The sequence below is a fragment of the Salinispira pacifica genome, assembly GCF_000507245.1.
Classification (GTDB): domain Bacteria; phylum Spirochaetota; class Spirochaetia; order DSM-27196; family Salinispiraceae; genus Salinispira; species Salinispira pacifica.
Genome location: NC_023035.1, coordinates 162,464 through 175,008 on the forward strand (window position 1 = coordinate 162,464; position 12,545 = coordinate 175,008).

9 protein-coding genes and 1 tRNA gene are annotated in these 12,545 nt (G+C 51.9%); 7 read left to right on the forward strand and 3 right to left on the reverse strand.

The features are described from left to right. Positions 1 to 72 precede the first annotated feature (72 nt). The 4 genes from L21SP2_RS00680 to L21SP2_RS00695 are packed head-to-tail and all read left to right on the forward strand — an operon-like array spanning position 73 to position 3,312. Positions 73 to 846: a Nif3-like dinuclear metal center hexameric protein gene (locus L21SP2_RS00680; protein WP_041400949.1), complete on the forward strand. Its 774-nt coding sequence runs from the start codon at positions 73 to 75 to the stop codon at positions 844 to 846. A 12-nt stretch (positions 847 to 858) separates the two neighbouring features. After that, a complete protein-coding gene (gene lspA, locus L21SP2_RS00685) occupies positions 859 to 1,473 on the forward strand; it encodes a signal peptidase II (RefSeq protein ID WP_024266520.1) in 615 nt (204 codons plus the stop codon). Position 1,474: 1 nt separating this feature from the next. Further along, a complete protein-coding gene (locus L21SP2_RS00690) occupies positions 1,475 to 1,843 on the forward strand; it encodes a hypothetical protein (RefSeq protein ID WP_024266521.1) in 369 nt (122 codons plus the stop codon). Continuing rightward, positions 1,840 to 3,312, forward strand: a complete 1,473-nt coding sequence (locus tag L21SP2_RS00695) for an alpha-amylase family glycosyl hydrolase (protein ID WP_024266522.1) — start codon at positions 1,840 to 1,842, stop codon at positions 3,310 to 3,312. Before L21SP2_RS00690 ends, L21SP2_RS00695 begins: the two co-directional genes overlap by 4 nt. Positions 3,313 to 3,385: 73 nt before the next feature. Here L21SP2_RS00695 and L21SP2_RS00700 read toward each other — a convergent pair whose 3' ends face one another. From L21SP2_RS00700 to L21SP2_RS00710, 3 genes are all read right to left on the reverse strand, one after another. After that, positions 3,386 to 5,107, reverse strand: a complete 1,722-nt coding sequence (locus tag L21SP2_RS00700) for a hypothetical protein (RefSeq protein ID WP_024266523.1) — start codon at positions 5,105 to 5,107, stop codon at positions 3,386 to 3,388. A gap of 115 nt (positions 5,108 to 5,222) precedes the next feature. After that, positions 5,223 to 5,296 (reverse strand) — tRNA-Ala (locus L21SP2_RS00705). A gap of 27 nt (positions 5,297 to 5,323) precedes the next feature. After that, the gene (locus tag L21SP2_RS00710) at positions 5,324 to 5,554 is read right to left on the reverse strand and encodes a hypothetical protein (protein WP_024266524.1); all 231 of its coding nucleotides are present in this window, start codon (positions 5,552 to 5,554) and stop codon (positions 5,324 to 5,326) included. Between the two features lie 194 nt (positions 5,555 to 5,748). Between L21SP2_RS00710 and L21SP2_RS00715 the strand changes: the two genes are divergently transcribed. Genes L21SP2_RS00715 through L21SP2_RS00725 form a run of 3 tightly spaced genes read left to right on the forward strand, consistent with a single transcriptional unit; the run spans position 5,749 to position 12,541 of the window. Then, the gene (locus tag L21SP2_RS00715) at positions 5,749 to 6,042 is read left to right on the forward strand and encodes a Dabb family protein (protein ID WP_041400951.1); all 294 of its coding nucleotides are present in this window, start codon (positions 5,749 to 5,751) and stop codon (positions 6,040 to 6,042) included. A 29-nt stretch (positions 6,043 to 6,071) separates the two neighbouring features. After that, complete coding sequence (locus L21SP2_RS00720; RefSeq protein WP_024266526.1) at positions 6,072 to 8,843, forward strand: PD-(D/E)XK nuclease family protein; 2,772 nt, start codon at positions 6,072 to 6,074, stop codon at positions 8,841 to 8,843. Next, entirely contained in the window at positions 8,840 to 12,541 is a 3,702-nt protein-coding gene (locus L21SP2_RS00725; protein ID WP_024266527.1) for a UvrD-helicase domain-containing protein, read from the forward strand. Before L21SP2_RS00720 ends, L21SP2_RS00725 begins: the two co-directional genes overlap by 4 nt. Positions 12,542 to 12,545 lie beyond the last annotated feature (4 nt).

The following is a 12,545-nucleotide window of genomic DNA, read 5'->3' on the forward strand; positions in this document are numbered from 1 at the left end:
TAGAGGCGGGACAAATCTCTGTCCAACTTCGGATGCCGCATGATAATCTACTGATATGAGGAGCAGTATACTATGAATATTTCTCAACTAGACAGATGGTTGAAGGAAGAACTTAACATGGAGCAGTTCTCCCGCATCGATAACAGTAAAAACGGTCTGCAGGTTTCCCGGCGTGAGCAGAAGATATCCACGGCCGCATTCGCCGTGGATGCAAGCCTGGAGACATTTCGGCGCTGTGAAGATATAGGAGCGGATATTCTGATTGTGCATCACGGCCTGTTCTGGGGAAGAGAAGAACTTCTTACCGGTTACCACTACGAGCGGATCAGGTTTCTCATGGAGCATGATATCGCCCTCTATGCAATTCACCTTCCCCTGGACGCCCATCCGTCACTGGGAAACAATGCAGGAATTGCCGCAAGTCTGGGGCTGAGTGATGTGAAACCCTTCGGCCTTCACAAGGGCATACCCATCGGCATGGCTGGACGTCTGGACCGCCCAATGGAACTGTTTGCCATTCAGCAGAAGCTGTTCGGTTTCGATGGAAATGTAATCGCAAGCCTGCCTTTCGGTCCCGACGAAATCAGCTCGGTGGCAATTGTTTCAGGCGGAGCGGCGTTTGATGTGGATGAAGCCATCGAAAAGGGGTACGATTTGTTCATTACCGGTGATGCCTCCCACACCATTTATCATCGTTGTCTGGAGGCGGGGATTAATGTTATATTCGCCGGACATTATTTAACAGAGGTCTGGGGTGTCAAGCTTCTCATGGAACATCTGCTCAAAGGGCCCGGCAGCGAAGCGGGAATCCACGCAGAATTCATAGATGTACCTACGGGTCTTTAAACGGGACAGGAAATGAAAGAAAAAACATATCACCTCAAACCGCTGATTCTCACCGCGGTCATAGTGCTCCTCGATCAGCTAACCAAGCTGATTATTGTGAGGACCATCCCTCTGAATACCATTGGTTCGTCTCATTTGGACGGATTTTTCCGGATAATCCATGTGAGGAATCTGGGTGCAGCCTTCAGTCTTGGAGATTCGTTTGCACCGGTATTTCGAATTATTCTGATGATAATCATTCCATCCATCGTGATTATCGGCGTACTGGTTTTTCTGATCCGGTCCCGGGAGATCAGCAATTTCCAGCGATGGCTTCTGGCCGGGATTGCCGGAGGCGGCATAGGAAATGTGTTCTTCGACAGGATATTTCGTCCTCTGGGGGTTGTGGATTTTCTGGACTTCAAATTTTACGGATTGTTCGGACTGGATCGATGGCCCACGTTCAATATTGCGGATATGTCCACAGTAATCAGCGGCGTTCTGCTGATGATCACCCTGGTATTTGCAGGCGAACATATTTCGGGAACCACGACGGGAGAACAGAACGCCGGGGAACCAACATCCGGGGTACAGAATACCGGAGAACAGAACGTGATCGATACCGAGAATGAAAACCGGGAGGTTTAACATGACAGATAATGAACATGACGGAAACAGCCGGGAAGGTGTTGAATCCGGCTCAGCCCACAGCGGGAACGAGAAATCCGGACGCAAAATGAACAAGAAACTGAATTCGGTGCTGTTTATTCTGGGTGCAACGGTGATGAATGTGGGCATAATGATTGCCATGCTGCTGCTGCTGGCAACCCTCTACGCCCGCTTCCTCTCCGGGGTATTCGGCCAGGGCGGTGCACAGGTGGCTCTGATTGTGATTTTCTTTGTTTCCGTTGCATCCTCTTATCTGTTTTATCATCTGTTTATTAAATGGCTTTCCAAAAAAGTGGACATGGATAAATATTTCGATCCGATTTTCAGAATAGGAGCCCGAAAGAGATGACGTTTTCTGTTTCATGGAACATGGCCCGGAAAGCTTTGCTTCTGCTGCTCATTCTATCTGCATCAGTTTTTAATCTGTGGGGCCAGTTCGGACCCGAGGACTCGGTCTATTTCCTGTTTACCGACCGCTTTTATGACGGTGATGAGAGCAATAACTATACGGTGAACATCAGAAATCTGAAGGGGTACCATGGAGGGGATTTTGCCGGACTGACGGAGAAGCTCCCGTACATAGCCGGGATGGGCTTCAGCGCAATCTGGATATCTTCCGTGGTGGATAACCAGGCCGGAGGATACCACGGTTACTGGGCACAGGATTATTACCGGGTTGAAGAACATTTCGGTGATATGGAAAGTCTGAAAACCATGGTTGACCGGGCTCACGAGCTGGGTATTAAGGTGATCCTGGATCTGGCCATAAATCACACCGGGATTCAGCACGATTTTTTCGGGGATCCTGCATACCAGGACTGGTTTCATCCCCGGCAGGATATTGATGATTACTCCGATCAGTATCAGGTGGAAAACCATTGGCTTCAGAATCTTCCGGATCTGAATCATGAGAACCCCGAGGTGCGTCAGTACCTTATAGATATGTCCATCTGGTGGATTGAGCAGACCGGCATTGACGGATACCGCCTGGATGCCCTGAGGCATGTTCCTGCGGATTTCTGGAGGGAATACTCCGCCGCCGTCAAGGAGCAGTTTCCGGATTTCTACCTTATCGGCGAGGTGTTTGACGGCAACCCCGCCAACCTGGGCAAATATCAGAATGCGGGAATCGACGGACTTCTGGATTTCCCCGCATATTTTGCAATTCAGGATATGGTGCGTAACGGCGAACCCGCCACCCGTTTTGCCCAGTCTGTCATCAATTCCAAACGGAACTATCCCCATGAAGAGCTTATGGGAACCTTTATAGACAACCATGATGTGCGACGCTTCGTGAACCAGGTGTACCGGAACAGAGAGGAGAAGCTCGCCCAGTCCCTCATGTTTCTGTTCAGCTACACGGGCATACCAATTATGTATTACGGCACGGAAATTCCCATGGACGGCGGTTCCGAACATTCGGGCAGGAGTCTCATGGCCTGGGACGAACCCGCCCTCTACAAAGATCTTGTGACATCTTTGAATGAACTGCGAAGTCTCCATCCTGCTCTCAGCAGCGGCGAATTCACCATTGTGGACCGGAGTATGAGCCGCTTTGTGTATGCCCGCCACGATGCGGATGATGTTTTTCTCACAATTCTGAATAATGGCGATGAAGAGCGTTTTTCCATTGAACTTCCCGACGAATTGAGGCGGGATTTCCGATGGGCCCGCAGCATGGTTCTGGATTCAGCCGGCGAACCCCTGGCGCCGGGTGTTCCGGAGCTGGAGAGCATCCGGATTCGTCGGGGCCGCTTGAGGATGGAACTTCCCGCCTATACGGGGGTGGTTTTGAAACTCAGCAGGGAAAGAGAGTAAAAAAAGACCGGTACGCGCCGCACCTACATGCAACGTACAGGCCTTGAACATGTAACGCACAGGCTGTGAAGGATCAGTACCCGTCGGATATGGCCCGGTTCTGGTCCTTTTTATACAGTTCATTGTAAACAAATCCCCGGTTTTTCAATTTATCCTTCACATTTTGGGGGAAGGGAACGTAACGCCAGAAAATCGAGCGGACATCCCGTTCCATTTTCTGGGTACCTTCTGATTCCTTGGTAATCCAGAGAATGTAATCCTGAATGAAGGCATCCTTTACATCCCCTTTTCTCTTCTTGTCGGAAAAATCCTGATAATACCAGCCGGTGAGTCCTTCCTCCATCCAGTAATGCTGGGCTTTTTCTTTGGCCACCTGCCATCGCAGATCACCCAGGGCGGAGATCACCGCCACCCTCAGATCCTTGGGGAATACCGGGATTGCAAGCCTTCCCCGGCTGGTTGCCCGGTTATGCCGTTCGAAAGGCTCCCAGCAGATCCCCGTGTCCCCGTAACAGGGAATCAGGATGATATTCGGCACAATTCTATTGGTCTGCTGCTTGAATGTCCGCTTAAACACGTCGGGATCCAGGGCTTCCACCTCGGCAAGGGTGTTCACCACATTTTCCTTGGTTCCGATATCCCGGATATTGGGAATGAAGTATTGTTTCAGCAGCATGGGAAAGTGGTTGCCCTGTCTGCCCACACACAGCTTGGCCATCTGGCGGACGGTGTTCATCTCTTCCCCCACGGCCTGGGTATCCGCAGCCGCATCATCGTCCTGATCGTTTTCTTCCCTGCGGAGTTTTTCCAGCTGATCGCTAACGCTGTCCAGCTCCTTGTAGGCGGTGCTGAGCTGGCGGTTGAGATTATTAAGGCGTCGGATGTTTGAATTCAGTTCACTGAGACCGTTTTTCTGGGCATCGTCATAAGGAGCAGGAAGATTGTCGTAGCGGTTCATGGGCTGATGCCGAAGCAGGAGTTCAACCTGCTCCTTCATGATCCGCTCCTGAGTCTGCATTTCACTCACATAGTTCTTCACTACCTGAATCTGAGCGTCGTAGCGTCCTCTGGCCTTATCCAGCATGGCCGAGACTTTCGCTCCCTTGTTTTTGGAGGGCATTTTCGTTTCATCGGTTGCCGATGCGCTCACCCTTCCGAAGGCCACCGCTTTCAGCCACTCATCGGCGTAATACACCGGTTCGTCGCAGCTGGTTTTATAGGGAATTCTGCTGATCAGCATCCGCTGTTCGGCGGAGATTGCCGTGGGCAGAAGTATGCCGAAACGCAGAAGAAGAATCTTGGGTACCGGTAGTTTGCGGGTCACCTTGGATGCAACGGAAGCGGCGAAGTCCCAATATGCAGGCGTCAGCCTTCCCCTGTGCATGGTTCTGTCCTGGGGATCATCGGCTTTGAGAAAATTGCCCAGCATGCTGTGTACATGCTTTGCGCTCTCACCTTCACCGTTAAGAAGGATCTTGTAATAATTCTTATTCTTGAAAATGGGCTGGGGCTTATCGGTGAGAAGTTTTTCAAAGGTTGAAAATTTTTCATCTTCCACCTGATCCAGAGCAGAACTGAAATCCGGTGCGGCGCTCATTTCCACCGGCCGCTCTTCATCGAAGAGGTCAGAGAAATCAGGGGGAGCCTGGGAATCACCGGTTTCATTGCTCCCGGCGGGGTGTTCCTTTGCCTCCAGAAGCTGGGAGTCCTCGTCATCTCCGAACGTGATGGTAGCTTCTTCGCTTTCCACCAATCCTGCAAAAATGTTTTCAGTGTCAGAGTTTTGATCAGCCATAGTTCTTCACTCCAGTATATCTGAGAAGTTCGGGAAAAGCCATGCACTGGTATTATGAAATTCAGTCAGAATTATATTGAAATATGAATTATATGTTGGGCGGGAAAGAAAAAAATGGAGGTGACGGGACTCGAACCCGTGACCCCTAGCATGCCATGCTAGTGCTCTAGCCAACTGAGCTACACCCCCGGAAGAGGCTCCTATAATGAGCATATTTTATTGGATTGTCAATAACTCTTCTGATATTTCCTGCAGGTAGCCGGTGCGGATGCAGGACTCGAAAAGATCTTTGCTGAGCTCTTCGGTGGATTCGTTTTTCCCCCAGGCAGTCATGCTGGTCATCCGGATATCAATATGCTTTTCATCCTCTCCGAGTACGGATATTACCGTCTCAAAGCCGTTCAGACCCTGAACTTTATAGCTCTTTCCGATGCGTTTGCGTTTCATACAGTCCTCCCTTCCACACGGCCTCCAGGCCCGGGAAATATATTCTTAATTCCCGCCGTTTCAAATGTGCAATCCGAATCAGCGGCCTGTATTAATTTTCGCCATAAAATGAAATCACTTTAGCACTATACGACTCTCGGGAATTTGTTGAGGAACAGCTTGCGAATGAAAAACCCCCATGCAAGAATGGAATTATGATAGTTCATGTTGTGATGTGGAAATTCAAAGATGATATTGACGGTCCGGGGGAATTTCCCGGAATGAAGAAGGAACTGGAAGCCCTTGTTGGAACCGTTCCCGGATTGATCTCCCTGGAGCTCGGTCTGAACGAAAACAGCTCAGCACCGGCCTGGGATGTGACTCTGCGGAGCGAACATGAAAGCCCCCGGGCCCTGGAAGAGTATCGGGTGCACCCGGCTCACAAGGCAGCTGCTGAAAGAATCTCCTCCATGATGAAGGACCGGGCGGTGGTGGATTACCGCCGTTGACCTCTCCGGGGTTACCGAGGGATTTGAGAATGAAAACTATTAACGATCTGCTGCAGCGCTTTCTTGAAGGTGATGAAATTTTCGTGCTCCCTTCGGAGATTGCCGCTGAAAGCTGGGCACGAACCATCGCCCGGCAAAGCATAGCGGTGAACCGCAGACGCCTGATATCCTGGGACAGCTTTAAAGAGCTCACATTTTTCGGACAGCAGAGCTGGCGGCCTGCAAACGGTATTACCCGTTCGGTGTTCGCCCGGCTGATACTGGAACAAAACCGGCAGGAACAACTCTTCTCCCGGATCGTGCCGGTAAAATACCGGAATGATGTGGGGCTCTATGCACAGGGGATCTCCCGGATGCTTCCTGCTCTGGGTTCGCTGTGCCGGATGCCCCGGGAACGGCTGGAGAAGGTGCTGGGACGGGCTCTGGCAGCTGACATTTTCAGGCTGGAAACGGCATACCGGAACTTTCTGGAACATCACCAGCGCTATGAGCCCTCATGGCAGGAGACATCGTATGTATCCGACGGCCGTTCCTACCTCATACTTTTCCCCGGGCTTCTGGAAGATTTCGAGGACTATAAATCCCAGCTGGAGTCTGCCTCCGGAATCCGTTTTCAGTTTCTCGGAGAGATGGAAGGAAATCAGCAGCTGAACCGGTATGAAGATCATCGGCAGGAACTGTTCCGGGTCATGGAGAACGTGGGTGAGCTGCTCCAGACGGGGGTGAATGCCTGGGAGATTGGCGTCTCCGTGGCCGGTTTTGATGAACTCAAAACCCGGCTGTCATACACTGCAAATTCCATGGGAATTCCCCTCTCATTCAGAAAAGGACGCCCCCTTATTGAGTACCCTTCGGTGGCGTGGCTGGCACAGGTGGCTGCGCTGAGAAGCGATAATTATTCGTTCCATGCCCTCCGCCGTCTGCTGAAAAATCCGGGGCTTCCCTGGAAGCCCGGGGCGGAAGCCGCCATCAAAGCTCTACTCGGGGAAGCTGTTGATACGGGGCTTGTGGAAGGGGGCTTAAGAGCCTGGAAGCGGCTGGCGGGATCCATCGACGGCAATTTCCGGAATTACGGATTAACCTCACGGCCGGGAATTCAAAGCCTGTTTTCTTATTTTGATAATATGCTGGATGCGCCGAACGGTACTGAGTTATTTGACCGCATATATGAATTTTTCCGGGCATGGCTGAATACGGAATCCTGGGGTGCAGGGGATGCAGCCGCCTGGCAGCGCTGTGCCGAGGAGATTAAATCCCTGGAAAAATCTTTGGGAGAGTACCCTGAATTCACCCCGGATATGTTTGAGTTCCTTAGCGCAGAGCTTGCCTCACGGCTGTATCTGCCCCAGGAGCAGGGCGGAGGAATTCAGGTGTACGATTATCGGGTGGCATCTGGCGCCGCCTTTCCGTATCATTTCGTGCTGAATCTGAACGCCGCAGACAGCAGAGTTCAAAAATCGGGCCTGGGATTTCTCCGGGAAGATCAGTACCGGGAGCTCTTCGGCGAAAACGGGGATATGACCCGTGCCTTTCTGAAGGGCTATGAATGTTCCGCTTCCCGTGTATTCATGAGCTGCAGCAGCATGTTGAAGGGGCGGGCTGTTCTGCCGGCTGAGAACTTCCTTACTGAACGTCATGGAAATGCTCCCTGGGCGTCCCCTGAGTATCTCCTACCCGGGGAACCCGAACAGATGGGCCCGTTCCCGGGAGTATCCACCGGCTGTGAGATCCCCGAAGACTTTGAAGGCAGCCGTTGGTCACAGCAGCTGGGAATTCCCGGAGAACGAATATCCATGAGCAGGGTTCAGTCCTACATCGATTGTCCCCAGGGAATGTTCTGGAGACTTCAGAACATGGAACCCTGCAGGACAATTCCCGACGTCTACCCGGCGTCGTCCATCGGTAATGCTTTTCACCGCATTATGGAGGATCTCTACCGAATCATTCGGGACGGAGACGGCAGTTCGCCGCCCCAGTCCTTCCTCTCCTCCAGACTTGAACAGTACCGGGGACTGGCGGACACACTGGTAAAGCGGATGTTCGGTGTGGACCGCAGCAAGCCCGGTTCTCCCCAGAGAAACATTCCCCGGTCCCTCCATGAACAGCTGAAGCAGCGTTTCATCCGTGCCGCACAGCATATTCTGGATCAGGACGCCGTACTTTTCGATTCATGGGAAATTTTCGGTCTGGAAATGGAGCTGGAGACAACCCTGAATTTCCGGGGTGAGAATATCAGGTTCCACGGCCGTGCCGACCGGGTAATGCGGAACCCCGCTGACGGTACGGTGGCGGTGCTGGATTATAAAAGCTCCAGTGTGCCGCCGTTTTCCCGGGTGCTCAACGGCATACAGCAGCATCTTCCGACGGTAAAGGAACAGAAGGGCATGGACCCGGAGGATGTCATCAGGCTGATACAGGATTGCTCAAGCGAACCCCTCTCAATTCAGCTCCCCGCATACGCATATTTATTGGCCAGCATGGGATATGAAGTAAGCAGGATGGGGTATTACATTTTGAAACCGGGTGATAACGGTCTCAGCGGAAACTACACATCGGTCCTGGATATTCAGGATCCTCCGCCGGCCACAGTTTCCTCCCAGGCACCCATGAAACATCCGGTGCTTCTGAATGCCGTCAGGCAGGGTGCGGAAACGCAGACAATTGCGGCTCTGGAAGGCATGGCACAGGGGGATTTCCGAATGCCCGATGAAACCTGTTCAAGCTGCAGCTTCAAGGGGCTCTGCCGCCATCGTTTTGCGGTGAAAATGCCCCATGAGGTAAAACCAAGGAATGAAGCATGAAATTTTCTGAAAATCAGCTCAAGGCCATCGAAACCAGAGAGCACAGCATCGTATCTGCCGGGGCGGGTGCAGGAAAAACGTCCGTACTTGTTGAACGGTATCTGAGTCTGCTGAATAATGACGGCTGCGGGGTTGAAAACATATTGTGCCTCACTTTCACCCGGAAAGCCGCAGGTGAGATGTATGAACGGGTTCACCGTCGGCTTATGAACGAAACTGAAAATCCCCTCTTTCGTCGGCAGTTTGAACGTTTTGACCGGGCGCGAATTACAACCATCGACGGTTTCTGCAACACCATTCTGCGGCCATACCTGAGCGATTTCGGCTATCCCGGAACTGTTTCCGTGGTATCCGACGAGATGGACCGGGAGCTGAATCAATTCTGTCTGAATTTTCTCAGCCGCAATCTCTCGTCCCCCGGAATATCACGCCTGCTGGAGCATTTTTCATTTCACGGATTGGTGGATGATCTATTCATGCCGCTGATAAAATCCCCGGATAGATCATCAGACGGCCCCCCGGATAGAGCTGCAGATACATCTACAGATGGAGCCGCAGCTAAATCTGCAGATAGCCCTCCCAATAGAGCTCCAAATAGACCCACAGAGAGCGGGGGATCATTTTATGCAGTTCACCGGAACCTCCTGCTGGAGCTTGTGAACCGTGCTCTTTCGGATCTTCATGATTCCCTGACGGGAATTCTCGGCCTCAGGGGGGATCTGGATGAAAAATCCCTGAAAGGAAAACTGACTGAGGTTCTGACCACCCTGGATGACGCACTGGCTCATCTGGATCAGATCCCTTCCCTGCTTACAGAGCCTGACCCTCAGATTATCCAGAGCATGCTTCCTGTGCTGATGAATCTCAAGGTCGGGCTGTCCGGATTCACATCTTCTACAGCCAAGGCTGCACACCCCTGGAAAGAGTACCGGGACGTTCACAGAAAGGTTCTGGAACAGCTGCTTATCCCTTCCCTGATCATTCTCAGCGAAGATGAAGCCTACGAAGACATGTACCGGGTGCTTGAAGAGTTCAAAGTGAAGGCTGCCGAGTTTAAGCGCCGCAACGGAATTCTTTTCTTCCAGGACCTTCTGCACATGGCCCGGTATGTGCTTCTGGAATATCCCGATTTTGCAGACGTTCTCCGGCGGGAAATCCGCTTTATTATGATTGATGAATTTCAGGACAACAACGAGGATCAGAAGGAACTGCTGTTTCTCCTGGCTGCAGAGCCCGGGTACCGGGAAAAACGGGTGCCGGAATTCCGGGAGCTGAGACCGGGAGTACTCTACTTTGTAGGGGATCAGAAACAGTCCATCTACCGTTTCCGGAATGCCGATGTATCAGTCTTTAAAGCACTGTCGGGAGAGCTTCCTCCCGGGGGCAGGGCCATCAGTCTGTCGGAAAACTTCCGGAGCAGTCCCGGCCTGATAAATGGATTCAACCGGATGTTTCCCCACATTATGGGAGGAGAAAAAAGCTTTGAGGCTGAATATGAGCAGCTTTCTCCGGGCCTGAAGCAGCTGGGGAATTCCCGTTTTGAGCTGCTTGCGGGGTTCAAGGATGATCACGGCGGTGAATACCTTTCTGCATCGGAACATGAAGCTTATGTGGTGGCGGAAAAAATCAGAAGGATTGTAAGCTCCGATGACTATCTGATTCCGGATGAAGAGACTTCAGAACTCCGAAGGCCTGATTTTGAGGATATCGCCGTTTTATATAAAACCGGAAGCCTTCAAAATCAGCTGGAGGCCATGTTCAGGCGCTTTTCCATTCCCTACACGGGAGACAGTACACGGTCGCTGTTTCATGACGCTCCTGCGTATGATATCCACTCCTTTCTGAAATTCTGTGTCTATCCGGAAGATCGGGTTTCATTTGCATCATTTCTCCGTTCGCCCATGGTTGCTCTGGGAGACCGGAGTATAACCGGGCTGATTGCCGCCCTTCCGGAACACATCAATCCGGAAGAACTTGCGAATAGAATCCTTGCTGCAGAACCGGGAGATGCTCCGGGCGAACTCACTGACAATGATGAGCTGCAGCGTTTGAAAGAAGGGATTTCCCTGTGGGCCGACTGCAGGAGCAAGATTGACCGGATTTCCCATCAGGAGCTGCTGGCGCATATCTGGAGAGAATCCGGGTATGAGGCGTTTATGCATTCCGATCCGTACAAAAGGGGATTCCTGGAATACTATGATTATCTTCTTGAATTCTTTGAGCAGCATGAGGGGTTTACTGTTGCCGAACTGCTGGAAGATCTGGAGGAGTATTTGGGCAGTAATAAACGGGCTGACGATTTATCCATCTTCCGGGAAACCGGGGGAGGGGTGCAGCTCATGACTATCCATAAATCCAAAGGCCTTGAATTTCCCGTGGTGTTCCTGGTGAACACAAATTCACGGGGCAGGGCGGATACCAGCGCATCCAAGCCCTTTATTCCCTCTCCCGAAGGCACACCTCTGGTGTACGGAGGCATCAGTGAGGATGTGGTCCACACATGGTTTCCCGGAGATACACAGGCTGGAAAGAATTTCCGAAATCCGCTGGTACGGGAGCTGCAGGCCAGGACCCGAATGGAGGAAAATGCCGAAGCAAGACGGCTGCTCTATGTCGCTCTCACCAGGGCTCAGCAGCATGTGATCGTAACGGCGGATAATATTTCACGTACCGGAAAAAAAGCCGCAGGCAGTGACAGCGACGGAGGTATTCCTGACCGGCGCCATTCAACCGATGAAGAGGAGAATCTCTACGATCTATTGGAATCCGCTCTCCAGATTGGCCGAACCGCTCTTGGCGACATGGAGCCTGGATCCCGGCTGCGCCACAGCCTGTGGGAAAATTCTTTTCAGATTGAAATACATCGGACAACCTCTGTTCCTGTATCCGCCATATCCACCCGAAGCTCCGGTGCCGCGGGTATCGAACCTCTGTCCGGACCTCCGTCTCCCCTGAAGCTGCCCGCATTTCCGCCCTACAGTATCAGTGTTACAGGCCTGCAAGCCTATCTCCATGAAACCCGGGAAAATCGGTCCCGGAGGGAAGATAGTCTTCCATACCCGTCAGAATCGGAGCTTGAAGCCGGTTCTGTGCCGCAAAAGCAGGGCGAAGCGGCCCGGCTTGGAACCCTGGTTCATCGTATTATTGAATTGAATCTTAACTCACGGCAAAACCTGCTTTCCCGGGAAGGGAGGGATCTTCAGTGGCCTCTGGGTCAGCTGGATGATATGTTTGCAGACAGCTATGATCCGCAGGAATGGAAGCGGCTGCAACCTCAGGCTGAAGAGCTCTGCCGGAATTTTTTCTCATCCGAACTGTATGAAAGAATATGCGGTTCTGATGACCGGGAAACGGAACTGCCGTTCTCTCTTTATCTGGGCGATGCCTATGTTCAGGGACAGATAGATCTGATTTTCCTGGAAAATGACCGGCTGTATATACTGGATTTTAAAACCGGTGAAGAAGTTGACCCCGTACAGTATTCATTGCAGCTCGATATCTACCGCCTCGCCCTGGAGCATATGCTGGATCAGTTGTGGCCCGGGAAGGAAACGCAGAATTTCAGCATGGAAGGGGCAATTGCTGATGTGAGAAATGCGAAGCTGGTTCCGGTTCCCCGGGAATTCGGGATGGATGATATTCAAAACCTGGTATCAGAGTACCGGCTGGGGCGGAACCATGCAGCCGGAGAAATCTGACATC